This window comes from Fibrobacter sp. (genome assembly GCF_017545445.1).
Taxonomy (GTDB): Bacteria; Fibrobacterota; Fibrobacteria; order Fibrobacterales; family Fibrobacteraceae; genus Fibrobacter.
This window is the reverse complement of the sequence record NZ_JAFWOM010000104.1, coordinates 12,010-38,358: the sequence shown is the minus strand read 5'-3', so window position 1 is coordinate 38,358 and position 26,349 is coordinate 12,010. Positions and strand designations below refer to the sequence as shown.

Sequence of the window (26,349 nt, the reverse complement as noted above, 5' to 3'; positions counted from 1 at the left end):
GATTTGACTGGATCCCCTCCGCTTCGCTTCGAGGATGACGACACTTGGCCGGGGAAGACAGCCAAAAGTTCGCACGCTTGTTTTCGACTGCGAAATTGGCTAAATTATCGAAAGAGGAACAGAAAATGATCGACGAAGCACAGAAAGCCAAATGGGACGAATACGCCATCCATAAAGCCGCTATTGATACGGGGATGCGTTATGGTCGCAATCAAAAAGCTCGCGAAATGGCGACGAACATGCTGTTGGATAACGAATCTGTCGATAAAACTGTCAAATATACCGAACTTTCTGAAGCAGACGTTCTCGCCATCAAGGCGGCTCTCGGCAAATCGTAAATTGACGAAATTTTGCGATTATTTGAGTCCGGTGTTTCTGCCGGACTTTTTGCTTAAAGAAGGTTTAACTGGATCCTTCACAGTCGTTCAGGATGACGGCTTCAGTGCTCTCTCCAGGACGTGAGGGGTTCTGTGTAAGGAAATCCTCGTGATTCCATCGCATTCTGTCACCCTGGAGGGAATCCGCAGGATGACCGATAGGGGCCACGCTTGACAAGACTTTACTGGATCCTGCTCCTTCGAACCTAAACGATACTCGCCACTTTAGTGGCCTAGTAGAGTTATGCTCTTTGAGTATAATTCAACTAAGGCACTGAAGTGCCAAGTTTCATATATCCCCTACGGGTCAGGATGACGTTCCTACTACCTAAAACCTACCACCTACTACCTAATCCCTAAAACCTATTGCATTTCATCACGTATATTTACAAGTCGGGCATAATTGCTATACCCATATTTCATAAATTTTCTAAATTATCGCCCAATGGAAACGACATCGATAGTTTTACCCAACGCACTCACCGCGGCGAACAGCAAAAAGCTGCTCACGAATTGCAGGAGTGCACTCAGTAAAGGTGAGCTTTATCTGGACGGATCAAGCCTCACCTCGATGGACTACAGCGCCGATGCGTTTTTTGCACTTTTAGCAGAACTTTCCGAAAAAACGGGCAACAAGCTCGTCCTCGCGCATTTTAACCCGGAAATCAAGCAGCATTTGCAGAATCTCCGCAAGATGGAGCCGCCCGAAAAGCCGCAGCGAGAAACGAATAACATCCTCGAAATGATGGGTAGCGTCGGTTTCATGCTGCTCCGCGAAACGTTCGAAGTGCTTGTATTGCTGTTCATGTCAATTTACTGGACGTTGATTGGGCCGTTTGATAAGGGAAAAATCCACTTTGGCGGCATTACCAAGCAGATGTTCAAGTCGGGCAGCGAAGCCATGGGCATTTGCTTTTTGTTCGTGGGCTTGATTTGCCTTACGATGGCTTTGCAGAGTTCGGTGATGTTGAACGCGGTCGGCGGCGGTTCTTACCTCGCTTCGGGGCTTGGGTTCCTCATTTTTGCAGAAATTGGCCCGCTCCTCACGACGATTATTCTGGCAGGGCGTTCCGGTAGCGCCATGGCGGCAGAAATTGCGAACATGAGCGTCTGCGAAGAAGTCAAAGCGTTAAAGTCCATGGCGATTCCGCCGGTGCAGTACCTCGTGGTTCCGCGATTCATCGCATTGAGCGTCACGACACCGATTCTCTCGTTCAGCGCGTCTATCGTCGGCAGTTTCGCCGGGTTCCTCATTGCGTATTTCTTCTGCGATATTTCTTTCTCGAACTACATGATGGGGCTGCGTGACGGTATCGACCCGATGACGTTCCTCAAAAGTACCATCAAAGCGCTTGTGTTTGGCTGGATTGTAACGCTCATCGCCTGCAACAAGGGCTTAAACGCCCACGGCGGTGCTGAAGCGGTCGGCAAGGCAACGACGTCTAGCGTCGTCGCTGCGATTTGCACGATTGTGATTTCGGATACCCTTTTCGCATTCATCTTCTATTAGAGGTCAATATGGATGAAATTCTGAAAGTTGACCATTTGAAAGCGAGCTACGGCAACGAGACTATCCTCAAGGATATCTCTTTTGGCGTGCGCAAAGGCGAAATCCGCATGGTGCTCGGCAGTTCCGGCTGCGGCAAATCAACGCTTCTAAACAACGTGCTCAAGTTCATCAAGTCGGACGAAGGTACGATCACGTACTTCGGAAAGTCGTTCGGTCCCAAGGAGGGTCTCGATAGCGAAACGCGTATGCGAACCGGCGTGCTCTTCCAGAGCGGAGCTTTGATTGCGGACTTGACTGTCGCCGAAAACGCGATGCTTCCGCTCAAACGCAGCATGCCCTACATGCCCAAGAGCCAGATGGAAGCGATTGTCGCAGACCGCCTCGAAAAAGTACATCTGCTCCACGCGTTCCACAAGTTCCCCGGCGAAATTTCTGGCGGTATGAAAAAGCGTGCGGCACTTGCCCGTGCGATTGCGCTCAAGCCGGAACTTTTGTTCTGCGATGAACCATCGACGGGCCTTGATCCGGTGACCGCCCGTTCGCTCGACGAACTGCTCCTCGAACTGCGTGACACGCTCGGCGTTTCGATGGTGATTGTGAGCCATGAACTCGAAAGCATTAAAATCGTCTGCGACCGATTTGTTTATCTCAAAGAAGGTTACGTTCTGAAAGATGCGACTTTGAAAGAAGGCATGGAATCTGACGACCCGATTCTTAGGCATTTCTTTAACAGACAATGCCCCAAAGAAAACAATGCCACTGATTTTTACAACTTTGAATTTATTGATTGAGTTGGAGATATAATGGAAACCACCCGATCCGAAAGAATTAAACTAGGCGCGTTCATGCTCTTTTGCGGAGTGCTTATTTGCGTGTTCCTGGGTTACGTGCTCAAGCGTTATTTGAGCGAACAATTCGACAATTACTACACGATTTTCGATACGGACGTGAACGGGCTTTTTGTCGATGCAAAGGTGAAGTTGAATGGTATTTCTGTCGGTAGCGTTACAAGCATTACCATCAACGAAAAAGATTTGAACCAAGTTGTGGTTGCGTTCAAGGTGCAACGCGGCACGCCGATCAAAGTCGGCACACGAGCCGGCATGACGGCAGGCATGAACCTCACCGGAGAAAAGCAGGTGATCCTTTCAGGCGGCGATTTCAACGAGCCGAACGTCCCTGAAGGCGGACTTGTGCCGGCATCGGTTTCGATGTTTGACCAGATTACAGGCAAAGTCGGAGATGCGTTTGGCAAAGTCATGCCGATTATAGACGGGCTCAACCGCTTGCTTACGCCAGAAAATGCCGAAAGCATTTCTCGCACGCTCGCGAACCTCGAAAAGACCACAGAAAACCTGAGCCGTTTGACAGCCGACATCAGAAAGCCGCTCAACACGATGAGCAAGTCCGCGGTTTCTCTGCAAAAGATTCTCGCCGAAGTCGAAGAAGCGAAGCTTGCCGCCAAGGCGGATGCAAGCCTCTCGACGCTCAAGGAAAAACTGGAAGCCATCGACACCAAAGGCCTGAACGACAACTTGATGCAGACAGCCGAATCGATGAACAAGCTTTCGCAGAATGTTGATGCCATGGTCTATAGGAATCAGGACCAAGTGGGCAACGCCGTGGAAGAACTCAACACGATTCTTGAAAACCTTGAAGAATTTACACAGAAAATTAAGAACAACCCGTCTGTACTGATCCGCTCCGAAGGCAAGAGCGGTCGCTAAAAAGGAGAATTGATTATGAAAGCAAGTCGTTTGTTCGCTGTTGCAGCACTCCTTTCCGTTTCTATGCTCACGGGTTGCGTTGGCGGTTCGACCGAACCTTCCCGCTATTTTACGGTTTCCGCAGAATCCATTTCGACGGTAGCAGGTGCAGCAAGCGACGCACGCGTTCACGTCAAGAAATTTACGATTGACCCGTCGTACCAGCGTAGCAACATCGTCTATAGGGAATCGCCTTACGATTTCAGCTTTTACAGTTTGGACTTGTGGGCCACACGCCCAGAACAGATGCTCACGCAGGTCGCAGGCGAATACTTGGTCAAGAGCAACATGTTCAAATCTGTGGATTTGAAGCCGATGGGCAAGCCCGACTTTGAACTGCTTGGCAATGTGGATGCGATTGAAGAAATTGACGAAGGCAGTTCGCAGGACGCACACCTCGCTATGCAGCTCACGTTCCGCAAAGTCGGCGAAGACACGCCGCTGTGGGAAAAACGCTACGACGAACGCCAGGGCATGAGCAAGCGCGACGCTCATTCCGTCGCCGAAGCACTTTCGAAGCTCTATGCAAAATTCATGCAAGATGCGCTCGAGAATATCGCTAAAGTGAAGTGATGGTATTAGTAGGAAGTAGGCGGTAGGAAGTAGGAAGGTTTGTAATAGAACCCGTATCTGCAATAAAGAATCGAGTAAGCTGCCTCCGGAATGGTTCGGCAAGCTCACCAACCTTAGTCCGGGGTGACAATGTTATGAAAAAATGATGCCGGACTTTGCTCCGGCATCAGTGTTGTAGGACGAAAACGGGCTTTTAACAGCTCTATCACCATACTGGCGGAGGAGCGTACAAGTAGGCGCCGCCGCTGCAGAGGAGCACGCAACCATCAAATTCGGTGGATGCGCCTTCTTTATCGCAAGCGGTACCGATAGCCGGGCTTGCCTGGCAGCGTATAGATGTACGATCGCAATCTTCTTTTTCGCCGCATTCGTAATACCTGAAACGTTCAATCCATTTGCCATTAACGCAGATGTAATTTCCGCCTCGGTTTGTCAGCTTTTCCCCATTTTCATAGACGACCAAGTCTCTGCTAGATTCTTTTCCGTCGCAGGGTTCGCTCAGCCATTTGTCATTGCAGTACTCCTTGAGGTTGTACTTTGTACAAAGTTCATATTCGCTATAGCCGCACTCAGGAATCAACGCGTCGCAATCGACAACAAGCGCAGTCCAGAAATTATCTTGGCAAACAAAGCCCTGTCCTGTAGCGCAGTCTCTCACTTCTTTATTCTCAGGAGCGTCGCAAGCACCGCAGCCATCATTTCCGAATTCGCACTTGACGTCAGTGATATGTTCGCAAATGTCGTCACCCATGCCATACTTTCTCCACTTGCCACCTTCGCATTTGTAGTGCCCTTCGATTTTTCCTTCTTCAAAGCAAGCGTCGCAATACTCGAGCTCGCCACGGGCGCAATGCTGATTCTTTTCTGTTTTCTTGACTTCCCACATTTCGCCGTTGCAAACGTAAACAACACTATTTTCGCAGTCGGCTATTTCCTTAATGCCGTTGCGTTGGCAGAGGCGATAGCCACAGCCACCCATTCCCGGTTTGCACTCGTCCGGTTTGATGTTCAGGCAAGCAACATTTTGCCAGCGGTTACTTTGGCATTGGAAATTACTTCCGGTAATGCAATCAACAGCCGTACTACCGTTTTGATTGGCACAGCTGTAAGACCCTTCGAAATCGGTAATATGCTTGCATGTTTCGTTGGGGTCTTCTACTGGTGTCCAAAGACGATTCTTGCAAACGTACTTTATTCCTGTTTCGCAATCGCTTGATGTGCTATCGACATCTGGATTGCACTGGTTGCAAGGAACGTTCGTCAAATTACAACCTACCACAGGGTCACATGGCGGACACATGTTTTTAAAATCGCGGCATTTTTCTTCGGGGCATTCGATCGGTTCATAGACATGCATTCCGTTGCAATAAGTCGTCAAGTGGACCGAAGAACTGGACTGTTTCGCAACAGAAGACGAACTCTTCACAGGGGTTGAAAAAACGCTGTCGGATTTCGACATCCACGCCCATTCGCCGTCGATGCAGACAACACCGTTTCCTGTATGGCAATCTACGCCAGACGAAGTTTTTTGCGGGTCGCACGGATTGCATGTGCATGTTACTCCGGGAGGGCACGGCTCACAAGCAAGATCGCTAAAGTGAACGCAAGTTTCCACCGTCCCAGAGCTTAACGCAATTTCAGACGAAGAACTTGCCACCGTCTGCAGCTCGCTAGAAGACTGCGGATTCGACTTTTCGACAGCAGAAGATTTCGTGCCGTTAAAATCGGGAGCACTGAGACTTTCGGTATCGCAAGCCACGACTCCAAACACGGCGGACGCAACCAAGGCAACGCCGATATACTTTATCGGTTTCATGATGAACCTCCTAAATTTATAACTTCTTTTCTACGGAGTTAAGGAACTCCCCTTCACCCATTCTGTCTGAGTTTTTACATCAGCGCATGTTGTTGACAAATTATCTTCTACAGGAACATGAACAATTTTGGGCTCACGAATCAATTCACCGCAGTAGTAGAACAAGAATTGCGACATCTTGCCAGCAGTCGATGGGCAACTGCCCGCCGGAATATCCAATAACGTAAGCGAATCTTTAGCAATTCCAGCCAAGACGAATCCTGCAACTTTTTTATTGCCGACAATACTCAACATATAAAGTCCACAATCGCTCTCGACGCTGCCATTCTTTATAGCCGAAACGATTTCCGCATATTTTTTAGCCGCAGTCGGGAAGAATGCATCGATTTCTCCAATGTTCTTTTTGTCAAACCGGTACAGTTCCGTATATTCTGGATCCACTGCTGAAGTAGGCGGTTTCTCTCCTTCATAGGGGGTGCTAACCTTTCCACCATTATCAATCTTTGCAGACAAAACGCCTTCATCAAACGAACCCGATTGAAGCTTAAACTGCTCCAGGTAACTATCCAGCGTCGTCGGTTTTGCGGTCCCTTCTTGCGGGTTTGGCGGATCTTCAGAAGAACTGCTCCGCACCACAGAACTGCTGGATGAAATCGGAATTTGAACATCTCGCACCGAGGAACTTGAACGACTTTGGTTATTATGCTCTTTTTCAGACGAACTGCTCAGCAATTTTACAGAGCTACTCGACATTTCCGGTTCGTTAGCCGTGAAAGAACTCGACGGTTTTGCTGAAGAACTCGACGATTTCGTCGAAGAACTCGATTTATCGGAACGGATTTTTTCCGAGCTGGAAGATTCTTCGGAACTCGATGACACATATTCCGCCATTTCATTCCCTTCTTCGGACGTGCCCATCGCTGTCGTATCGGAACATCCGGCAAACAAACATGCCTCAAAGGATACCGCAAAAACAAAAAGCGTAAACAGACTAAACTTTTTCATTTTCGTTCTCCTTGACGTTCTTGGTAAGCGGGAAAAGCTGTAAATTCAATCGGTAAACCTGTTCAATGTTTTTTTCTTCAGCCGCAATGTCGATAATTTGTCGGCGGCATTCATCCAGAACCTTCACGATTTTCCCAAACGAGTCCCGAGAAAGTCCCATGGTGACACCGCTAAAGTTACGAATTTCTTTAGGAAGTTCCAAGGCGGGGGTCGCCAATTTGGACATGATACGATGCATGCCCCTCATGGCAAGCCTTGTCGCATCCGTCGTACCTCTCAGCGAAGTTTCCGATTGCACAAGCTTTCCGTCTTCTTTTTTCAAGAGGCCCGATTTCGTGAGAAAATCGAGGGACTCACGAACTTCAAGCGCGGAAATTTCCGGGTAGCACATTTTCGCCATTTCGCCCGGAGTCGCACCCGGCATAATCGGGGCAAGCTCCCTGAGCACGGGATTACGCCACGATTCATAGTATTCAAAAAGGTCGCCTTCCAGGACTCGCACTTTGTAAGATTTTGCCATAGCAAGCATCTTTTCGTATGCGGCCACTTTCTTTTCTTCCGTCTCGGCCTGACCGAATACGACCATCGCTCGGAAATAGTCCATTTCGAACCCCGAAAGCCCCATAGCGGCTCCCGTGCGTTCTACACCGATGCGGCTCAGCTTGCTTTTGCCGTCGCACACGACTTTCATATAAGATGGGGAGCTGAATCCCGCATTTTTGGAGAACTCCCGCCAAGAGAAGGCGGAACAACGCTTACGTTCTTCGTAGAAGTCGCGCATATACATGCGGAAGTCTGTATATTCGACAATCGGTTTCATACTTCAAAATATACATGTGTTTTCTCAAAAAGTCAAGCATTTCATGCAACAAAAATGCAGAATTTTTTTAAAATTTAAAGATTTTTATAATTTTAATCACTTTTATTTTCTATATACTACATGCCGTTGCATATACAGAAGTTGATCGGTGAATAGAGAGTCGGGAAAAAAATAAAAATAAGTGGGGAAGCTTTTTCTCAAAAAAAATGTTGTAAAGCGTTGTAAAACTTTACATCGGAAAAGTACCAAAAAAAGCGTCGAATATTCCAAATTAAACTATCTTATAGATACAAAACCAAACATCCCATACACCAAAACAACGGCACCTCCCTTTCGAGATGCCGTTGTTTCTGTTTAGTGCGTTTTTTTTCGAAATACGCGGATTAATTCAATGAGCCCGCTTTAAATGTTACTGATTTTTTTTACATTCAGAATATGATGGATTTGAGTGTTTGCAATGTGACGAGGCTAAGGACGAGGAACGCTTAATGGAATTGTATGATTTGCAGGGGCGTTTTGAGTTGGTGTCGATGCTGTTGTCTGCCAAGCCGAATTCAAGCGCGGCCTTAGATGGATTTAGGCAACTGATAAAAAAAGACTACATGGACTATATTAAGGGAGACGATGGTTTTCCTGAATGCTCTGATGCTTTGCTGGAATTGCAAAATATAAGTTTCGACATGGAGTTTTTTATCCGCCATAAAAATTTTTATAACAAGAACTTGATTACTTTGGCGGGTCGTTTGGGTAGCGGAAAATCTACGTTCTGCAATAGTTTGTTTTGTTCAAAAGATGTGGTGTTCCCGGTAAATGATAGCCCGGAAACGGCTGTTTCGGCTTATGTCATTAGCGGAGATGTTCCAAATGTTTTCGGCTTGACGGCGAATGGGGCTTGCGTGGAACTGGGGGCAGACGCTTATAAACGGATGGACCATGAATTCTTGAAATCCTTTAATTTTAATTTGAAGAATTTGATGCCCTCGGTCGAGGTTCATGTTCCGATGTCAAAGAATTTTGAACGTATTTGTTTTGTCGATGCTTCGGGAAGGTCGTTTATTCGCCAAACGAAAATGTTGCTTTGGTTTGTAGATCTTGAAGTCGCGGATTCTTTGGACGATTCTAGTGTGGAATTTTTAAAGGATGCTCGTTCTAAAATTCACGGAGTCCAGATTGCTGTAATCTGTAACAAGGCAGAACGTCGGTATCAAGATGATATAGATAAAATATTAAATAACGTTGTCGATGTTTTGAAAAGCAATGCGATCCCTTACGAAGGTGTTGTCGCTTATAGTTCTCTGCAACGAAAATCTTATGGTTATAGAGGCAAAACGCTTGAAAGTATTTTTGATGAAATAAACTGTTTGAAAATCGACCAAAAGAAGGAATTTCAAAAACGTCTCAAGTCTTTGTTCCGTAAGCATATCAATGCGGATGCGGAACGCGTTCAGGGATTGTTCGAAAAGATTAAAACATTGAATAAGTATTTACAGCATTTTAGGTCCATGATGAGCGTTGATTCTCAGAATCGGGAAATCCTTGAACATGCTGTGAGAGATTTGTCCGTCCAAAAATCAAACTTAGAACGCGACATGAAAAAGTTCATCGATAACAGGGAAACCGCAGTGAAGCTCTCTGCCAAGATGGACGGTATGATTTCATTGGTTTTCAAGGACTTTGACGCCGTTGCCGATGATTTGTTTGTGATGGTCCCGGCGGGGTCTTTTACGATGGGTTCAGACGAAGGACCGAAGGATTCGAGGCCGGCTCATTCTGTTTCGTTGGATTCGTTTATGATGAAGACTACACTTGTAACGCAAGCGGAGTGGAGAGAAATCATGGGCGAAATGAATCAGGTTTTGATAAAGGGCGATTTGTTGCCTGTTTACGGTGTTTCTTTTTTGCAGGCGACCCGATTTTGCAATAAATTAAGCGAAATGGAAATGCTGACCCCGTGCTACGACGACAAGGGAAACTGCAATTTTGATGTTGACGGCTATCGTTTGCCGACTGAAGCGGAGTGGGAATATGCAGCTAGTTCGTGCCGCGATATTCCTCTAAAAAATTGTGCTTGGTATAAGGACAATTCTGATGGACGTGTCCAGCCGGTGGCTCAAAAAGAAGAAAATGCATTGGGCCTGTTCGACATGATCGGCAACGTCTATGAATGGGTCAATGATTATTGGGCGGATTATAGTTCTTTTGTGCAGATGAACCCGCGCGGCCCTGCGAGTGGTTTTGAACGCGTCATCCGTGGCGGCAGCTATAAAAGCAATGAAAAAAATTGCTTGGTCACGGCACGCAATATGGCAGAAGAAGACGATACCGTAATGCCGATCGGATTTAGAGTGGTGAGACGGATTTAATTTTTGGAAAAGAACTTAAGGAGTTGACGTATGATTTGCAAAAAATGTGGAAAGACGCTGAATTTTGACGAAGCGGAACTGAAGTTGTTTGTGGCGTGTCCCTATTGCGGTTCGTTCCTTCCGAAGATTGTATCCTCGATTGAGGCGGGGACGATTGAAGCTGAATTGAAAAGGCTTGCCGATGATTTTGGGGGTGTTGAAATATTTAGCGAAGAAAACGCGTCGCGATTTGCAAAGTCCTTGATGTCGCTAGCGGCTCCGTTTGATGTTGCGCGTGATAAACTGCTTGTCGCAAATATCAGAAAAATTCCCCAAAAACTCTATTCCGTCTTGGATAAATCGCCGAATGAACAACAGCAGATGGTAGATTTGTGCTTGGATGAAATGGCAAATTTTGAATTGCCCGAAAAGTTTGCGAAAGATGTCGTTTTATGGCTTACGAATGTGATGCAAATGTCTGTTGCCGTGGAACACAAACCTTTAATAGAGAAAAAGGTTGTTGAAAAGGTTCTAGAAATTTGTTATAAACAATCCAGCTATCTTTATAAGCAAGAGCGGAAGCAATTGCAATACAAAACTTGTGTCATCGGCAATCAGGAATGGCTCGCTGAAAATTTCCACGAAGAAAAAGGCCACAATAACACGATTGGCAGAAAGTGCTCCAGAGAAGATTTTGGACGAATTTATGATTGGAACGAAGCGTTAAAGAATGTTCCTGAAGGTTGGCGTCTTCCGACGATAGAAGATTTTCAGGACTTGGCCGTTTATATCAAGTCGCTGGGGTATGATCCGGGGACTGCTTTGAAGTCTGCAAACCAGTGGCATGGCGAAGCCGATCAAGGCTTGGATTTGTTTGGCTTTTGTGCTTATCCGGTGGAACGGAATACTGAAACGGGCGAGTCGCAGGTGTGGTTCTGGACTTCGTCGGAATCGAAAAAAGACGAAAGCCCTTATTGCATTGGGCTGAGAGCCAATAGCAACGATGTTGATTTCCGTAATTGCCCTAGTAGCGATTTTTACGCATGCGTTCGCTTTGTGAGAAACGTACAGAATTAACTGTATAAAGTTTCCGTCTCAAGGCCGGAATGATGAAGTTTTGGAGACCTTTATATAATTAATAAAAACGGCTCGCGTTTGCGGGCCGTTTTTGCGGTTAATCGTTTTTTGCGTTACTTCTTGACGACGCGTTGGACGCTGGACTTTGTCTTCAAGATGTATGCACCTTGGCGAAGGCTCGGTCTGAGAGTTCCGTTGTCATTGAGAGCTTCGCCTTTGCTGCCTTTCCACACGAGGTTTCCATTCATGTCGAAAATGGTTGCTTCTGCATTGCGGTTGTTGAATGCATAGTTTGTGCGCATGCCCTTGATGGAGGAACTGCCTCCGCAGCCGACGGCCACAATCTTTGCAATGAGGAGACCTGCGTTGTCGCTGTTGAACGAAAGCTGTGTAGAACCGAACGGCGTTCCGGTTGAGTCGATTTCGTTGTCGAGCGGAACAGATACTTCTGCCCAGGAACCAGCAGGAGCTGTGTTGCCGTACTGGTAGCTGCTCCAAGTGCTGCCGCCTGCGCCGCCGATGTTCACGGAAGCGTCTTCGCTGTCGATGCTGCGCACCGTGAAGACGAGTTCCTTGCATTTAGAAAGCGGTTCCTTGACGGCTGCTGCATCCGGGAGCGTGTAGAGGGCGTGCTGGTAGCCGCAATCGTCTTGAGCGCAACCTGCGAGCGGAACCTTCACGTATTTAGAAACGCCGTCGAGGGCTGTTGTTTCAAATGTGACTTTGCCGAGCGTTTCGTCACTCTTCCAGCCGGTGGCAGCAGTTTCGTTAGCGTAATCGACAATCACGAGCGTATCGGCAAGCTGTTTTGAAGGATCGATGTAAGGATCTTCGATGGGGGAGTCTTCGCACTGGAGCGCTGCGGTGTTGCTCGTGGTGAACACGACCGTCGTGATGGATTTTGCGGGAGCGTCGATGTTTGCCCCTGCGGTGATGGTCTTGCTCTTGTCGCCGCTTTCAGCGGACTGCACCGCGTAAACCGGCGTGTAACCGTTGACGGAAATGTTCAAGCTCTGGGCGGAACCTTTGTTGATGGCGATAACGGAGATGGAATCGCAATCGGCACTGCGGAAGGCGACGGTGTAGAGGTCGTTGCCTTCGCTAGTGGTTTTTACGACACGCCAGCCGGGGTTCACGAACTTGGAGTAGTGACGCATGGCGTGGTATTCGGGGTTGATGTAGAGCTTTGCTTCGGTGCAGCTGCTCCAGCCGTTGCCCGGGCACACGCCGATGAGCTGACCGTTCTGTTCGCCCCAGAAGAGTTCCCAGGCGATATAACCGTTCAGCTTGCCGCCCGTGAATCCGACTTGCATGATGTGAGCCAGGCCGAGCATGTCCTGTTGACGTACTGCGCTTTCCATCGTGCAGAATTCCGTCATGATGATGGGCTTGTTGTCGCTGCCGTAGCTCTTGGCGATGGCGCTCATCGGTTTGCGGAAGTTTTCCGGGTTCAGGTAATTCGTGCCAGAGTTGTCGTTGCCGTCGCCAGCGTGGTACAGGTGGTAGGCGTAGCCGTCGAGATTCTTGTCGTCGAGGGCCTTGGCGTATTTTTCAAAATTGTTGTAGCCGATGCCGAGCGGTTCGGGACCGATGATTTTCGGCGGATTTGCAAGCGTGCTGATGGAGTCACGTACGGCTTGGAGGGCTTGCTTGTAGCCTGCGACTTCGCCAGATTCGGTGGGGTCGAAGAGCGTTTCTTCGTAATCCGCTTCCATGTCGGGTTCGTTCTGCAAGCTGATGTAATCGGGGGTGATACCCATCTGTTCGTAGGACTGCAAAGACGTTTTCCACCAGTGGGCGAATTCGCTATAGACGAACTTTCCGTACGGGTCGCTGCTTGAAGTCTTGAGCGTGTTCTGTTTTTTGATCTTTTGGCCGTTCACGCTGCCGTTGACGCTTCCACTTGGCTTGAGGCGTGCCGGTGCAGACCAGCTGGACATTTCGATTTTGAGGCGGTTGCCGAGGCGCTGCTTACCAGCCTTGACGATGGCGACATCTGCGGCGATGCTGGTTGTGTCTTCTTGTTTCCAGTTGCCGAGGCGGAGCAACGAGAGGTTGAGGCCCGTGAAAGCCGTGTCGTAAAAGTCCTTCTGCATCGAAGTACTCATGGCGGTAATCCAGCTTTGATAATAGGCGGCGCCAGCACCGAATCCGACAACTTTCTGTGCCGTAGAGGCGGGATCTACTGTAATAGATGCGGCAAAGGCGCTAGAGGCGAGCAATGCCGTCGAAATTAAAAGTTTTTTCATAACATCTCCTTAAATCACACACTCAAATTCCATCCACTGAGAGGTAAAGATATAAAATACGGGTGCGAAATACAAGATTTAGTGGTCAGTGGTTAGTAGGCAGTGGTTGGTGGTTAGGACCGAAGGTCCGTAAACAGTAGGCAGTAGGAAGGTGGAAGAATGCGTAGGGCGAGCGTCGCGACAACGGTCATCCTAGAACGGAACGTAGTGAAGTGATGGGATCCAGTGAAGGTATGGGGTGTGGGCTCGGGGCTTACGCCCCTTTGGGGTATGGGGTATGGGTGCGGTCGCCTACGGCTCCCTTCGGGGTATGGGCAATGCTCGAAGCGGAGCGTGCCCAGAGGTTCAGCGTGCCGACCTCATAGCTCAAAGCGGAGCGTGCTGTTTCGATGGCGGGAGCGCTTATTGTGTGCATTATAATTTCTTGTTGTAACAAAAAACTTACGTAATTACTACATCAGATCGAGCGTTTGATCCCTTTTCTGTGTAAAATTTTGTTTAACAAAACGTGAAAGTATGCTTTTTTTAAGCTTGAATCAGTTTTTATATTGCCATAGTGTGGAAAAGTGGGTATATTTTCCACGTGTGATAAGTGTTGTGGTAAAATGTGTCAAATAATATGAGTTTCACATCTTTCATAGGACAAGCCCAGACGGCTATCGATGGAAAGGGAAGGACCTCCTTCCCTAGGGAATTCCGTCGTCAGCTTTTGGAGTCCGAAGGGAATGAGTTCGTGGTCACACGTGGCCCGGACCGCACCCTCCGGTTGTTTGTCCTACCGGAGTTTGAGAAATTCATGGCGGACTTGGACAGCCGGTCCGACCGCCGTCAAGCCGACGTAGTTCGGAGAGGCCTCTGCCCCACGGTGGTGGAGATGGATGGCCAGAATCGCATTTTACTCCCCAAAATATTGCTGGAGTATGCCGGCCTTAAAGACGAGGTGCTTTATGTTCAGGCCCGCGGTAAGACTCTCGAATTATGGAATCCTGATCGTTACAACGAAAAGTATGGATTGCTGACAAATGAAGCAATCGACAACTTCGATGCCGCGTTCTATGGTGAAGGTTTGACGGAGGGAGCTAATGGCAGATAAGAACCTCCGTAAACAAGTTCATATAAATGAAATTTCCGAAGCAGCGGTCGCTGGTGTCGCAGGGAAAATATTCTACCACGATCCTGTAATGCTTAAGGAATGCCTTGAAGGCTTGAATATCAAGCCGAACGGCACGTATTCGGATTGCACCCTTGGCGGTGGCGGTCATTCTTACGCTATTGCCCAAAATTTGGGCCCTGAAGGAACACTCCACGCTTTTGATCGTGACGAGGAAGCGGTCGCTTTTGCAACGAAACGTCTTGCCGGTGTCGCTCCTAAGTTTATTGTCCATCCGGTTCAGTTTAGCGAACTCGGGAACGAAATTGAGCCGAATACGCTCGATGGCGTTCTTTACGATTTGGGCATCAGCAGTCATCAGGTCGATGACTCTAGCCGTGGCTTTACGTTCGTGGGCGATAATCCGCTCGATTTGCGTATGGACCGTCGCGAAAATGTGTCTGCGCAGGAATGGCTCCGCTCGGTATCTGCCGATGATTTGGCCGCCGCTCTCCGCAAAAATGCCGATATGGACCGTGCGTTCAAACTTGCGACTCGCATTAAAGATTCCGTGAGCGAAATTGCTGCCGAAGGTCGCGATGTTCGTCCAAGTGATATCAAGACTGTTGTCGAAGCGGTGTTCCCGGACAAGCGTCGTGAAGCCAATAGCCTTTTGGCCCGCGTATTCCAAGCGATTCGCATGGAAGTGAACGGCGAACTCAAACAGATTGAAGATAGCCTGCGCGCCGCTGTCGATTGTCTCAAAGTGGGTGGCCGCCTTGTCGTGATGAGCTACCACTCTGTTGAAGACCGCTGCGTCAAGGAAACCGCGGCAGAATTTGAAAAAGCGTGCATTTGCCCGGAAAACTTGCCGGTATGCGTATGCGGTGGTAACCACCAACGCTTGAAGAAAGTGAACCGTAAGCCGATTTTGCCCTCGGCAGATGAAATTAACAGGAACAGTCGGGCTCGTTCTGCAAAGTTAAGGATCTATGAAAGAGTATGATCGATAATGTGCAGGATGAAACAGTAAAGGCTGAAAAGCACGGCTTCTTGGGAAGCTTGATTCCACTTGTAATCATGGGCTTGTTAGTTTGTATAGTTCCTGTTTATATGCAGAACTGCATCAACAGTTTGTATGGAACGTACTATGGGCTTCGCGAAAAGGCGAACTTGCTCAATCGCGAAATTCTTTTGCAGGAATTCGAAATCAACAAGTTGACTTCGTTGGAATATCTTGCGGATTTTGCAGAAAGTGCGGAACTTGGACTTTACGATGTTCCGATGAAAATTATGGTAACAGGGGAGTCTAATGAATAAGTATAGCGTAGATCCTCTGTTTGTGTTGAAATGTCTAGTGCTTTGCACGATTGGCGTGCTTATTTTGCAGACTTTTGATATTCAGGTCTTGCACCGCAATGTTTATCAAGTGAATACAAAGTCCATGGTGACGCATACTAAGAACTTGTATGCAGAACGCGGCTCGATAATGGACCGCAATGGAGTCGTATTGGCGGAAAGCATGCGCGATACGAGCGACAATCTTGGCTACAGCCGATTGTTCTTGCAAGGGACTCTTGCTTCGCAGATTGTGGGCAAGGTGGGTTATAATGGCTCGGGCAGCATGGGCATGGAAAAGATTTATGACGAAAACCTCCGTGGTGACGAAGGTCTTCGCGTGAGTGTCCAGGATGTAAAGAAACGTGAAGTTTATTACCGCTCGAAGACTGTGGTCGAGGCAAAGTCTGGATTGAATCTTGTTTTGACGATTGACCGCAACATGCAGGAAATTGTCGAGAAGGCTTTGAAGGATGGCGTGGCTGAATTCATGGCGACGAGCGCGAGTGCCGTTGTCGTGGATCCTTATACAGGCGAAATCCTTGCGATGGCGAGCTATCCGACGTTTGACCCGAACTCCAAAATTCAGGGCCTTGGCCGTGTCGCGAAAAATGAAATCATTTCGATGTCGTATGAACCGGGCTCTACGTTCAAGGTCATCACTGCTGCTGCAGCTCTCGAAAACCGTGCCGTCAGCCCCGAAAAAGTTTTTGCGAATGAAGGCCGCTGCTGGCAATGGAACCCGAAATCCGAAAAGATTTGCGATACGCACGTCTATGGCGATATGGACATGAGCGAAGCGATGGTGCAGTCTTCGAATATCGTGTTTGCAAAGATCGCCTCCGAAGTCGGTGCGGAACGTTTGTTCAAGATGGCTCGCGCGTTTGGCATTGGCACGAGAGCGTTTGACAATTACGACGGCGAAGAAAACGGAAGGCTTTTGACTCCGGCGGAACTTTCTCGCGATGACAGAACTTTAAAGACGATGGGCTTTGGACATGCTGTTTCGACAACGCCGATCCAGATGGTGATGGCTTATGCCGCTATTGCAAATGGCGGGCTGCTCATGCGTCCGCAGATTGTGAAGGAATGGCGTAATTCTAAGGGTGAAGTGGTCGAAAAGAACAAGCCGGTGGAACTCCGTCGAGTGATTTCGGAAAAGACGGCTTCGAGAATCCGCAAGATGCTCAATCGCGTGGTGAACAGCGGTACGGCAAAGCGCGTGGCATCGCACAAGCTTACGGATGTGCTGTTTGGCGGCAAGACGGGTACGGCTGAAAAGTATAATGCAGCGACTCGCTCTTACGACCGCAATTCTCAGGTGGCATCTTTCATCGGGCTTGCTCCTGCCGAAGATACCCGCTTCGTTTGCTTGGTGCTTGTGGATGACCCGCAAGGGAAACACGTGGGTGGTCTTACAGCGGGCCCGATCTTCCGTCGTATCATGGAAGGCATCTATTACCATCCGCAGCTTTCTCCGCTTGCCCATAACTTAAAGCAAGTGAAGCTCGGTTCGCCTTGCGATAAGGATTTTGCAGGGATGACGACGGCTGCTGCAAAAGATTACGCTAAGAAAAACCACTGCTCCGTCCGCTTTGAAGGAAAGGGCTATCGCGTGATTTCGGAAAGAATCGATGCGGACGGCCCTGCTCAAAAAACGCTTTTGGTCGGTAACGCTGTAGCAAGTAAGATGCCGAACTTGCAAGGTCTTTCGTTGAAGGATGCTCTCGAAGTGATGGGGAACATCCGCATGAATGTTGAATATACAGGAAAGGGTCGCGTGGTTGCTCAGGAACCCAAGGCTGAAGAAGCTTTGCAGAAGGGTGTCGTTTGCAAGTTGACCTTAAAGGAGAAAAGCTGATGATTTCGGAAGGACTTATGGAAAAGTTGTCCGTGACGGGGCTTTGTGATGATTCCCGCCGTGTGAAACCGGGGAATTTGTTCTTCTCCATTCCGGCGGATGGCTATGAAGCTTTTGCCCGCAGTGCGATTGCAGCTGGTGCTGTTGCTGTTGTGGGCGAGACGATGGCTCCGGAAGGACTTACGTCCAAGTGGATTCAGGTCCCGGACGTAAAAGCTGCCCGCTTGGAAGCTGCAAAGATTTTCTACAAGGATCCGTTTAGCAAGCTCACTTGCCATGCGGTCACGGGAACGAACGGAAAGACGACGAGCGCGTTCCTCATGAATGCGATGCTTGAGGCAGCTGGCCGCAAGACGGCTTTGCTTGGCACGATTTTGAACAAGGTTGGCGACAAGTCCGTTCCGGCGACGCTTACGACTCCGGGGCAGCTCGATTTGTTTGCGTTTGCGGCAAAGGCTGTTGACGCGGGTTGCTCGGACCTCGTGATGGAAGCGTCTTCGCATTCGCTGCACCAAGGGCGTGTGGCGGGAATCCGTTTCAGGAGCGGGCTCTTTAGCAACTTGACGCAGGACCATCTCGATTACCACAAGACGATGGATGCGTACTTCGAAGCCAAAAAGTTGCTTTTTACGAATTACCTTGCCGATAACGGCGTGGCTGTCATCAACATTGACGATGAACATGGCGAAAAGCTCTTTAACGGTCTTGATTGCCGCAAGGTCGCTGTTTCGAGACTTGGCAAGGCGAAAGCGGACGTGAAACCGTCTGGCGAAGTGAAGAATACCGAAGACGGCCTCGAATTTACGCTTCCTTCGATCGCGAAGGAAAAATTTGAAACTCCGCTTTGCGGCGACTTTAACGTCGATAACGTGCTCTTGGTGCTTGCATGGGCCGATGCTCTTTGCATTCCTGAAGATGCGATGCGCAAGGCGATTGCGACGGTTCGCGTTCCTGGCCGCTTTGAAAAGGTCTGGAACAAGGACGGAAAGCATGTGATTGTGGATTATGCCCACACGCCGGATGCTCTTGAACGTGTGCTGAACACGGCTCGCAGCCTCTGCCGCGGTAAGCTTTCGTGCGTGTTCGGTTGCGGGGGTGACCGCGACAAGACGAAACGCCCCATTATGGGATCCATAGCAGAACGCATTGCGGACAAGGCTTGGCTCACCTCCGACAATCCACGTACCGAAAAACCGGCTGACATCATTAACGATGTCCGTGCGGGAATGACGACGGACAAGTTTGAAGTTGTGGAAAACCGCGAAGAAGCGATTCACCGCGCTTGCAAGGAATTGCAAAATGGCGACTGGCTTGTGATTGCGGGCAAGGGTCACGAAGATTATCAAATCATCGGCAAGACCAAACATCATTTTGACGATCGCGAAATTGCGGTGAAGGCGATGGAACAATGCTAAAGCTTGATTTGACAATTGGCGAAATGCTTGAGATTCTGGAGACCGAAGCGGTTGGCGTTCCGGCCCGCACCTTGAAACGCAAGGTGAATCTCTGCATGGATTCGCGTGAAAAAGCCAAGGGCGTTGTCTTTTGGCCGATTAAGGGTGCTCGCTTTGACGCCCACCAGTTTGTATCTCAAATGGAAAAGGATGGAGCTCTGATGAGCGTTGTTAACGAAACTGCTATCGATCCGAATTTCAAGATGTACGCTCCGGTCGATGATACGACGAAGGCTCTCTTGAAACTTGCCAAGGGCTATCAAAAACTTTTCAAGTTGAAGAAGGTTGCCATTACTGGCAGCAACGGCAAGACGACCACGAAGGAAATGACGAAGGCCGTGCTTTCGATGAAGTTCAATACCCATGCCACGCAGGGAAACTTCAACAACCATATCGGTGTGCCGATGACGCTTTTCCAGCTGAAGCACAGCCACGAAGCTGCTGTTATCGAGATGGGCACGAGCGGCCCGGACGAAATCCGCCCGCTTTCGCTCGCGACTGAACCCGATGTTGCCGTGATTACGAACATTGGCGCAAGCCACCTTGAACGTCTCGGTGATTTGGACGGCGTGTTCAATGAAAAAATCAACATTACGGCTGGCCTCAAGAAGGGCGGTACGTTGATTGTGAACGCCGATGACGAACGCCTTTGCAAAGTGAAGGCGACCAAGAATTACAAGGTCGTGACATTCGGCGTACGCCGTGGTGTCGTGAAGCCGGAAAAGCTCAAGTGGAACGAAAATTCCTGCGCCGATTTCTATGTCGGTCGTACGCACTTTACGCTCAACGTTCCTGGAGACCATAACCTTTACGACGCTCTCGCGGCGATTGCCGTGGGCGAAGCGTTCCGCATCCCGAAGGCGGATATTGCAAAAGCTCTTGCTGGCTTTACATCCACAACCATGCGTATGGAAATCAAGGATGCAAACGGCTTCAAGATCGTGTCCGACTGCTACAACGCGAACCCGTCTTCGACGAAGATGGCGCTCCAAACGCTTGGCAACATGAAAGTTAAAGGTCAGCGTATTGCAGTACTTGGAGATATGCTTGAACTCGGCAAGGAAAGCGGCAATTTGCACAAGCAGATAGGCGCTATGGTGCCAGAAATGAATTTTGATTTGCTCCTCGCGTTCGGCAACGATGCAAAGAAGTATGTCGAAGGCGCGAAGTCCAGAGGCATGAAGAACGTATTCCACTTTGATTCGCTCGAAGATGTTGTTTGCCACTTGAGCCAGACGGTTGCCGAAGGCGACGTGGTTTTGGTGAAGGGTAGCCGCGGCATGCACATGGAACGAGTGGTAGATGCGTTGTTGCGCATGGTTCCGGTGCTCCGGTTTTAAGGTAAGGTTTTTTAGGTAAGATGTCGAACTCGCAGTCCACAGGAATGAACAAGCTTTTGCTGATCGTCACATTAGTATTAATGTGCGCTGGCATCGCTGTTATCTATTCTGCGTCTGTATCTGTGGCCGCCAAGACGAATTTGCCTCCGGAATATTATTTGAAATCCCATGTCACTAAAGTGTTTGGCTCTGTGGTTATTCTTGCGCTTTTCTCCAGAATTGACTATGCTTTGTGGAAAGTGTCTGCTCGCCTGATTTTTGTTGTTGGCGCAGTTCTTACCTTGGCTGCAATAGTATCGGGAGACAAAGTGAATGGTGCTTCTCGTTGGATTTTTAATATCCAGCCGTCTGAAATTTTGAAGTTTGCCTTTATTGCATGGGTTTGCTCGAAACTTTCGGATGCTGGGGATGAAATCAAGTCGCTCAAGTGCACGATTATCCAGCCGGGTGTACCGATGATGATTTCTGCGATTTTGCTTGCTTTGCAGCCGAACTTCTCGATGCTCATTATGTTCTGCGTGCTGTTGCTGGTTCTTCTCCTGATTTCGGGGGCGAACTATAAGTATGTGGGCATGAGTGTTTTGGTGAGTATTCCGATGGGGATTCTTGCGATGCTTTGTGTACCGCATACCCGTAATCGTATTCTTGCTTTTTTCTCTAACGATAGTGGTGCTATGAAAAATTCACAGTATCAGATAGAGCATGCATTGGCGGCCCTTGGAAATGGCGGTATTTTTGGAACGGGAATCGGTATGGGCGAACAGAAATTAGGATTCTTGCCCGAAGCCCATAAAGACGTTATTTATGCTGTGATTGGCGAAGAATTTGGCTTTGTCGGGACTTTCTTTGTTCTCATCGCTTTTGCGATTCTTTTCTCGCAAGGGTACAATATTGCGAAATCTTCGCTGACTCGCTTTGGCCGGTACATGGCTGTTGCCTTGACGACTTCGCTATTCATGAATTTTGTCATTCACGTTTGTGTGTGCGTAAGGCTTATCCCGGCGACGGGGCAACCGCTTCCGTTTATCAGCTATGGCGGAACGAATTTGATTATGTCGGCTGCGTTTATCGGGATTTTGTTGAATATTTCTCGTCCGATGAGTGGAAAGAGCATTCGCGAGCCTTATATGAGCAGCCCTGTATCTTTTGACATGGGACAGTTGACGAATTTTGGAGCAAGAAGGAGATTTATATGAAAAAATTCCTCTTTGTTTGCGGTGGCACTGGTGGCCATATATTCCCGGCGGTGGCAATTGCCGAGAGTTTGAAGAAGATGGGTGTCACTCAAATTACTTTTGCTGGCCGTAAGGATTCCATGGAAGAACGCCTTGTGGCAAAGAATTGGCCGTACGAATATATTTCGGCAGTTCCTCTGCATCGCGGGCCGTTCCTTAAGAATTTGAGCTTGCCGTTCAATTTGCTGAAGTCCTTGGGACGCGCAAAGAGCGTCGTAAAGAAAGTCAACCCCGATGTCGTCGTGGCTACTGGCGGCTACGTGTCGCTCCCGATTGTGCTTGCCGCAGGTTCGATGGGCATTCCTGTTTATTTGCAGGAACAGAATGCTGTTGCCGGTGTTGCGAACAAGGTGGGATCCCGTTACGCGAAGATGATTTTTGTGACCTCCGAAGAGGCGATGAAGGGGTTCCCGATTGAAAGAACTCGCATTTTGGGCAATCCGATTCGTGATTTGCCGGCAGCTGATTCATTGACACGCCCGATTGAGTTTCGTGAAGGCCGCAAGGCGGTGTTTATCGTCGGTGGCTCTCAGGGTGCTGCTGGCATTAACAATAAGATTGAAGAAAGCATTGGTCGCATTGCCGCTCACGAAGATATTAGCGTGGTGTGGCAAGTGGGCGTAAAGAATGTCGATGGCATCAACGAACGCCTCGGAATTTTGCCGAACGTCGCAGTGCGCGGATTTTTGGATAACATCTATGCTTACATGAAGCATGCCGACTTGATTATCAGCCGTGCTGGAGCATCGGGACTTGCAGAAATTCTCGCATTTGGCAAGCCGTCTATTTTGCTCCCGTATCCGCATGCGACAGCAAACCATCAGGAACACAACGCCCGCGTTGTCGAAAAAGCGGGTGCCGCACTTGTGGAACTTGATGACGAACCGAACGATCTTTGGAATAAAGTTGAAGCACTCCTTTATGATTCGGAGCGCTTGGCGCAGATGGGCGAAGCCGCAAAGACGCTTGGCATGCCCGATGCCGCTGACCAGATAGCGAAAATTATTCTGGATATGGAGAGAACGTAATGCAGATTAATGATTGTAAACGTGTCCGTCGCCTTCATTTTGTAGGCATCGGTGGAGCCGGTATGTCGGGTATTGCCGAAGTGCTCCACGAAAACGGCTTTGTGGTGACGGGTTCCGATATGGGCGAGGGCGCTGTCATTGACTATTTGAAAGGCCTTGGCATTCGCATCGACCCGAAGCACGAAGCAAAGAACGTTGTTGATGCAGACTTGGTCGTTTATTCTTCTGCGATTCCGTATGACAATCCAGAACTTGTCGAGGCCCGCAACCGCCGTATTCCGGTGATTCGCCGCGCTGAAATGCTCGGTGAACTCATGCGCCTCAAATACACGCTCTCTATTGCTGGTACTCACGGCAAGACCACGACGACTTCTATCGTCGGCGCCATTTGGGAAGAAGCAGGCCTTGACCCGACGATTATTGTCGGTGGCATTGTGAAGGGCAAGTGCAGTGGTGCTAAGGTGGGTCATGGTGACTACCTCATTGCCGAAAGTGACGAATTTGACCGCAGCTTCCTTTCGATGATGCCCTCTTCGGCAATCATCACGAACATCGATGCGGACCATCTTGATACGTACGAGAACATTGATGCCATCAAGGATGCATTCACGCAATTTGCAAACAAGATTCCGTTCTACGGCCAGGTGATTGTGTGCCTCGACGACCCGAACGTGCAGCAGATTTTGTCGCACCTCAAGAAGCCGGTGATTACGTACGGCTTTACGCGTCAGGCGAAGTACCGCGTCGAAAACCTCACGTTCGTGAAGGGCTATCCGAAGTTCGAAATTCTCTGTGATGGCAAGAGCCTCGGTGAATTCAAGCTCCAGATTCCGGGCCGCCACAACGTTTTGAATGCGACTGCTGCTGTAGCGCTTGCTGTGGAAGAAGGCATTTCGATTGAAGTCGCCCGCAAGGCCGTTGCTGCATTCGAAGGCGTGAAGCGCCGCTTTGAATTCATTGGCGAAAAGAACGGCGTGATGGTGTTTGACGATTACGCCCACCATCCGACGGAAGCGACCGCAACGTTGCTCGGCTTCCGCGAAGCGTTCCCGGATAAGCGCATCATTGTCGCTTTCCAGCCGCACTTGTTTACGCGTACCCGCGACCAGCACGAAGCTTTTGGTAGCGCATTCTCCAACTGCGATGTGCTTTTGGTAACAGACATTTATCCGTCCCGTGAAAAGCCGATTGAAGGTGTGACCGGTGCGATGGTCTCGAACAGCGCTGCTGACCGTGGCCACCGCGACGCCCGCTTTATCGGCGATGTGAACAACTTGATTCCGGTTTGCAAGGATTTGCTCAAGCCCAACGATGTGATTGTTCTGATGGGTGCTGGTAACATCTGGAAATTGGGCCAGACGATTTTGGAGAAGAGCATTTGATTTTAGAGAGTACGAACATGTTCGGTCGCCGTATCGGCTACAACGAACGCAAACGCAAGCGTAAGCGTGCCCGTGTAAGACGGATGCGCGTTGGCGGTGCTGTCCGTTGGTACAAGCGCAAGGGCTGGGTTTTGACTCTGCTCGTTGTCGCTGCCGTTGCCGGCCTGTGGCATAGTCGTTTCTATCTCCAGCAAATCAATCCGCTTGAACTCCGTCATTTGCAGTACATCGAAATCGAAGGCAATCGCATGCTCTCTTGGGAAGATGTGGTGCAAAGCGCTCAAGTCGAAACGGGCATGCTCATGTCTGAACTCGATGCCGATTCCGTGAAGAAATCGCTCTTGCGGATTCCGCTCATCCATTCTGCCGAAGTGGAAAGCAAGTTCCCGTCTTCACTCTACATTAAGCTTCAGGAAGCGTCTCCGATTTTATCGGTTCTTGAAGATGGAAAGGGAACGGTTTATTCTGAAAGAGGGCTTTCGCTTCCGATGTCGATGATGACGGCTCTTCACTTGCCGATTCTGGAAAATGAATCCATCGGAAAAATCAAGCAGGTGGCCTCGTTCCTGTCGGCCATGCGTAAAGAGAACAAGGCTCTCTACGACCGTGTTTCGCAGATTGGATGGTCAGAAAAGGATAAGGCTTTTGACGTTTACTTCAAGGACGTGGGATTCCGCGTGATGTTCCCAGCAACAGATTGGGATAAGGATTTGTTTACTTTATATGATGCCCTCGGAAAGGGTTTTCGAAAAGAAATTCTTTGCGCTGGCGAGGTGGATATGAGATTTCATGGTTTTGCGTATATAAAAAACATCGATAAGAGGTGTATCAATGGATGACAATAAGCAAATAGTCAAGAAAGAGGACTACATTTTCGGGCTCGATATCGGTGCCTCGAAAGTGAATTTGTTTGTCGGCATCTCGGAAGGCGAATCTGTCCGAGTTGTGGAATGCGGTGACTTTCCGCTGGAATCGTCTGACGAATACGATTCCGTCGTTGAGACATTGCAAAAGGCCGTCCATATGCTTGAATCGTCGGCGGGAGTCGATGTTCGCGATGTCTATGTGGGCATAGCCGGGAAGCACGTGTCCTCGTTCAGCTACAAGGGCTTGGTGACGCTTCCGACAAATGAAGTCCGTGAAGAGGATATCATCAATGTCCAAAGGCAGGCAAGTACGCTTCCGGATAAAGCGGGAGAAATCATCCACATCTTTCCGGGCGAATATACGCTGGACGATAGGGTGGGTATCCGCAATCCCAAGGGCTATTCCGGCCGTCGCTTAGGAGTCGAAGTTCAGGTGGTGACCTCTCGCCCGAACGCTCTGCAGGATATTGCCAAATGTGTGAACCGAGCAGGCCTCAACGTGGCAGGCTTTGTGCTTGAACCTCTTGCAGCCGCTTCCGCTGTTCTTTCGAATGATGAACGCGAATTGGGTGTCGCGCTTATCGACATTGGCGCAGGTTCTGCAGACGTTGCCGTGTTCGTGAAGGATTCCGTGCGTTACACGGCATCGCTTGACATGGCTGGCAACATTATTACAAGCGATATCAGCAAGTGCCTTGAAGTTCCGGTTTCGCTATCGAAAGCGGAAGAAATCAAGAAAAAGTACGGCACATGCTCGCTCAACAATTTGATTGAAGACGAAACTTTCCCGGTCCCAGGTGTGGGCGACCGTGGGGAAGTACCTTGTTCCCGTAAACTTTTGGCCCGTATCATTACGGCCCGTGTTGCGGAAATATTCAAGATTTTGGCAAAGGATTTGGAAAAGCACCACCTGGATTCCGTTATCGATGGCGGTATCGTGCTTACAGGTGGTTGCTGCAACCTTGTTGGAATTGAAGATATTGCGACTAAAGTATTCAAGAAACCAGTCCATATTGGTAACCCCAGAGGCATGAGCGGTATTCAGGAAGCGTTCCAGAATCCGTCTTACGCAACGGGCATTGGTCTCTTGTATTATGCGAACAAGAAACACCGCGAAAAGAAGCAGCGCGAAACAGGTACCCAGTTGGCGGTATCCGTGAAAAAGGGCGTGCAGCGTCTTCGCGATCTCATCAAAACGTATTTTTAACAACATAAACCAC

At 49.1% G+C, this 26,349-nt stretch carries 22 protein-coding genes and 1 pseudogene; 18 read left to right on the top strand and 5 right to left on the bottom strand.

The window, feature by feature from the left end:
* Window positions 1–125: 125 nt before the first annotated feature.
* From IKG78_RS12125 to IKG78_RS12105, 5 genes are all read left to right on the top strand, one after another.
* Complete coding sequence (locus tag IKG78_RS12125; protein ID WP_290943809.1) at window positions 126–338, top strand: hypothetical protein; 213 nt, start codon at window positions 126–128, stop codon at window positions 336–338.
* 484 nt (window positions 339–822) lie between these two features.
* Window positions 823–1,887, top strand: coding sequence for an ABC transporter permease (locus tag IKG78_RS12120; RefSeq protein WP_290943807.1), 1,065 nt, complete (start codon window positions 823–825; stop codon window positions 1,885–1,887).
* An 8-nt stretch (window positions 1,888–1,895) separates the two neighbouring features.
* Window positions 1,896–2,678 (top strand): ATP-binding cassette domain-containing protein, encoded by a 783-nt coding sequence (locus IKG78_RS12115; RefSeq protein WP_290943804.1) that lies wholly within the window; start codon window positions 1,896–1,898, stop codon window positions 2,676–2,678.
* A gap of 12 nt (window positions 2,679–2,690) precedes the next feature.
* A complete protein-coding gene (locus IKG78_RS12110) occupies window positions 2,691–3,614 on the top strand; it encodes an MlaD family protein (protein WP_290943802.1) in 924 nt (307 codons plus the stop codon).
* Between the two features lie 15 nt (window positions 3,615–3,629).
* Window positions 3,630–4,226 (top strand): ABC-type transport auxiliary lipoprotein family protein, encoded by a 597-nt coding sequence (locus tag IKG78_RS12105; RefSeq protein ID WP_290943800.1) that lies wholly within the window; start codon window positions 3,630–3,632, stop codon window positions 4,224–4,226.
* A 1,718-nt stretch (window positions 4,227–5,944) separates the two neighbouring features.
* On the opposite strand, the pseudogene IKG78_RS20405 reads toward IKG78_RS12105, so the two are convergent.
* The 3 genes and pseudogenes from IKG78_RS20405 to IKG78_RS12090 all read right to left on the bottom strand — a co-directional run.
* A pseudogene (locus IKG78_RS20405) lies at window positions 5,945–5,995 on the bottom strand (hypothetical protein); the annotation flags it as partial.
* 77 nt (window positions 5,996–6,072) lie between these two features.
* A complete protein-coding gene (locus IKG78_RS12095; protein WP_290943796.1) occupies window positions 6,073–7,047 on the bottom strand; it encodes a hypothetical protein in 975 nt (324 codons plus the stop codon).
* Complete coding sequence (locus tag IKG78_RS12090; protein ID WP_290943794.1) at window positions 7,034–7,867, bottom strand: TIGR02147 family protein; 834 nt, start codon at window positions 7,865–7,867, stop codon at window positions 7,034–7,036. The genes IKG78_RS12095 and IKG78_RS12090 overlap by 14 nt, the downstream gene beginning before the upstream one ends.
* Before the next feature lie 488 nt (window positions 7,868–8,355).
* Between IKG78_RS12090 and IKG78_RS12085 the strand changes: the two genes are divergently transcribed.
* Window positions 8,356–10,230, top strand: coding sequence for an SUMF1/EgtB/PvdO family nonheme iron enzyme (locus IKG78_RS12085; protein ID WP_290943792.1), 1,875 nt, complete (start codon window positions 8,356–8,358; stop codon window positions 10,228–10,230).
* A 30-nt stretch (window positions 10,231–10,260) separates the two neighbouring features.
* Complete coding sequence (locus tag IKG78_RS12080) at window positions 10,261–11,286, top strand: FISUMP domain-containing protein (protein WP_290943790.1); 1,026 nt, start codon at window positions 10,261–10,263, stop codon at window positions 11,284–11,286.
* 113 nt (window positions 11,287–11,399) lie between these two features.
* On the opposite strand, the gene IKG78_RS12075 is transcribed toward IKG78_RS12080, so the two are convergent.
* Both IKG78_RS12075 and IKG78_RS12070 read right to left on the bottom strand, forming a co-directional pair.
* The gene (locus IKG78_RS12075) at window positions 11,400–13,535 is read right to left on the bottom strand and encodes a T9SS type A sorting domain-containing protein (RefSeq protein WP_290943787.1); all 2,136 of its coding nucleotides are present in this window, start codon (window positions 13,533–13,535) and stop codon (window positions 11,400–11,402) included.
* Window positions 13,536–13,788: 253 nt separating this feature from the next.
* Window positions 13,789–13,950, bottom strand: coding sequence for a hypothetical protein (locus IKG78_RS12070; protein ID WP_290943785.1), 162 nt, complete (start codon window positions 13,948–13,950; stop codon window positions 13,789–13,791).
* 204 nt (window positions 13,951–14,154) lie between these two features.
* On the opposite strand from IKG78_RS12070, the gene IKG78_RS12065 reads away from it, so the two are divergent.
* The 11 genes from IKG78_RS12065 to ftsA are packed head-to-tail and all read left to right on the top strand — an operon-like array spanning window position 14,155 to window position 26,336.
* Window positions 14,155–14,628 (top strand): MraZ family transcriptional regulator, encoded by a 474-nt coding sequence (locus tag IKG78_RS12065; protein ID WP_290943783.1) that lies wholly within the window; start codon window positions 14,155–14,157, stop codon window positions 14,626–14,628.
* On the top strand, window positions 14,618–15,631 hold the full coding sequence (gene rsmH, locus IKG78_RS12060; RefSeq protein ID WP_290943781.1) for a 16S rRNA (cytosine(1402)-N(4))-methyltransferase RsmH: 1,014 nt from the start codon (window positions 14,618–14,620) through the stop codon (window positions 15,629–15,631). The genes IKG78_RS12065 and rsmH overlap by 11 nt, the downstream gene beginning before the upstream one ends.
* Window positions 15,628–15,945, top strand: a complete 318-nt coding sequence (locus IKG78_RS12055; RefSeq protein ID WP_290943779.1) for a hypothetical protein — start codon at window positions 15,628–15,630, stop codon at window positions 15,943–15,945. Before rsmH ends, IKG78_RS12055 begins: the two co-directional genes overlap by 4 nt.
* Entirely contained in the window at window positions 15,938–17,824 is a 1,887-nt protein-coding gene (locus IKG78_RS12050) for a penicillin-binding protein (RefSeq protein WP_290943777.1), read from the top strand. Before IKG78_RS12055 ends, IKG78_RS12050 begins: the two co-directional genes overlap by 8 nt.
* A complete protein-coding gene (locus IKG78_RS12045) occupies window positions 17,824–19,239 on the top strand; it encodes a UDP-N-acetylmuramoyl-L-alanyl-D-glutamate--2,6-diaminopimelate ligase (RefSeq protein ID WP_290943775.1) in 1,416 nt (471 codons plus the stop codon). Before IKG78_RS12050 ends, IKG78_RS12045 begins: the two co-directional genes overlap by 1 nt.
* Window positions 19,233–20,618 carry a UDP-N-acetylmuramoyl-tripeptide--D-alanyl-D-alanine ligase gene (murF, locus tag IKG78_RS12040; protein ID WP_290943773.1) on the top strand — a complete coding sequence of 462 codons (1,386 nt, stop codon included), beginning with the start codon at window positions 19,233–19,235 and terminating at the stop codon, window positions 20,616–20,618. The genes IKG78_RS12045 and murF overlap by 7 nt, the downstream gene beginning before the upstream one ends.
* Window positions 20,619–20,638: 20 nt before the next feature.
* Entirely contained in the window at window positions 20,639–21,814 is a 1,176-nt protein-coding gene (locus IKG78_RS12035) for a putative peptidoglycan glycosyltransferase FtsW (protein ID WP_290943771.1), read from the top strand.
* Window positions 21,811–22,881 (top strand): undecaprenyldiphospho-muramoylpentapeptide beta-N-acetylglucosaminyltransferase, encoded by a 1,071-nt coding sequence (gene murG, locus IKG78_RS12030; protein ID WP_290943768.1) that lies wholly within the window; start codon window positions 21,811–21,813, stop codon window positions 22,879–22,881. The genes IKG78_RS12035 and murG overlap by 4 nt, the downstream gene beginning before the upstream one ends.
* Window positions 22,881–24,263, top strand: a complete 1,383-nt coding sequence (murC, locus tag IKG78_RS12025) for a UDP-N-acetylmuramate--L-alanine ligase (protein WP_290943767.1) — start codon at window positions 22,881–22,883, stop codon at window positions 24,261–24,263. The genes murG and murC overlap by 1 nt, the downstream gene beginning before the upstream one ends.
* Window positions 24,260–25,102, top strand: a complete 843-nt coding sequence (locus IKG78_RS12020; RefSeq protein ID WP_290943765.1) for an FtsQ-type POTRA domain-containing protein — start codon at window positions 24,260–24,262, stop codon at window positions 25,100–25,102. Before murC ends, IKG78_RS12020 begins: the two co-directional genes overlap by 4 nt.
* Complete coding sequence (gene ftsA, locus IKG78_RS12015) at window positions 25,095–26,336, top strand: cell division protein FtsA (RefSeq protein ID WP_290943763.1); 1,242 nt, start codon at window positions 25,095–25,097, stop codon at window positions 26,334–26,336. Before IKG78_RS12020 ends, ftsA begins: the two co-directional genes overlap by 8 nt.
* Window positions 26,337–26,349 lie beyond the last annotated feature (13 nt).

Coding starts and splice junctions, on each gene's coding strand:
- IKG78_RS12050 (WP_290943777.1), top strand. CDS start 15,938: ATGAATAAGTATAGCGTAGATCCTCTGTTTGTGTTGAAATGTCTAGTG.
- ftsA (WP_290943763.1), top strand. CDS start 25,095: ATGGATGACAATAAGCAAATAGTCAAGAAAGAGGACTACATTTTCGGG.
- IKG78_RS12090 (WP_290943794.1), bottom strand. CDS start 7,867: ATGAAACCGATTGTCGAATATACAGACTTCCGCATGTATATGCGCGAC.
- IKG78_RS12085 (WP_290943792.1), top strand. CDS start 8,356: ATGGAATTGTATGATTTGCAGGGGCGTTTTGAGTTGGTGTCGATGCTG.
- IKG78_RS12095 (WP_290943796.1), bottom strand. CDS start 7,047: ATGAAAAAGTTTAGTCTGTTTACGCTTTTTGTTTTTGCGGTATCCTTT.
- IKG78_RS12055 (WP_290943779.1), top strand. CDS start 15,628: ATGATCGATAATGTGCAGGATGAAACAGTAAAGGCTGAAAAGCACGGC.
- murC (WP_290943767.1), top strand. CDS start 22,881: ATGCAGATTAATGATTGTAAACGTGTCCGTCGCCTTCATTTTGTAGGC.
- IKG78_RS12070 (WP_290943785.1), bottom strand. CDS start 13,950: ATGCACACAATAAGCGCTCCCGCCATCGAAACAGCACGCTCCGCTTTG.
- IKG78_RS12080 (WP_290943790.1), top strand. CDS start 10,261: ATGATTTGCAAAAAATGTGGAAAGACGCTGAATTTTGACGAAGCGGAA.
- murG (WP_290943768.1), top strand. CDS start 21,811: ATGAAAAAATTCCTCTTTGTTTGCGGTGGCACTGGTGGCCATATATTC.
- IKG78_RS12120 (WP_290943807.1), top strand. CDS start 823: ATGGAAACGACATCGATAGTTTTACCCAACGCACTCACCGCGGCGAAC.
- IKG78_RS12105 (WP_290943800.1), top strand. CDS start 3,630: ATGAAAGCAAGTCGTTTGTTCGCTGTTGCAGCACTCCTTTCCGTTTCT.
- IKG78_RS12125 (WP_290943809.1), top strand. CDS start 126: ATGATCGACGAAGCACAGAAAGCCAAATGGGACGAATACGCCATCCAT.
- IKG78_RS12065 (WP_290943783.1), top strand. CDS start 14,155: ATGAGTTTCACATCTTTCATAGGACAAGCCCAGACGGCTATCGATGGA.
- murF (WP_290943773.1), top strand. CDS start 19,233: ATGCTAAAGCTTGATTTGACAATTGGCGAAATGCTTGAGATTCTGGAG.
- IKG78_RS12035 (WP_290943771.1), top strand. CDS start 20,639: ATGTCGAACTCGCAGTCCACAGGAATGAACAAGCTTTTGCTGATCGTC.
- IKG78_RS12045 (WP_290943775.1), top strand. CDS start 17,824: ATGATTTCGGAAGGACTTATGGAAAAGTTGTCCGTGACGGGGCTTTGT.
- IKG78_RS12075 (WP_290943787.1), bottom strand. CDS start 13,535: ATGAAAAAACTTTTAATTTCGACGGCATTGCTCGCCTCTAGCGCCTTT.
- IKG78_RS12110 (WP_290943802.1), top strand. CDS start 2,691: ATGGAAACCACCCGATCCGAAAGAATTAAACTAGGCGCGTTCATGCTC.
- rsmH (WP_290943781.1), top strand. CDS start 14,618: ATGGCAGATAAGAACCTCCGTAAACAAGTTCATATAAATGAAATTTCC.
- IKG78_RS12115 (WP_290943804.1), top strand. CDS start 1,896: ATGGATGAAATTCTGAAAGTTGACCATTTGAAAGCGAGCTACGGCAAC.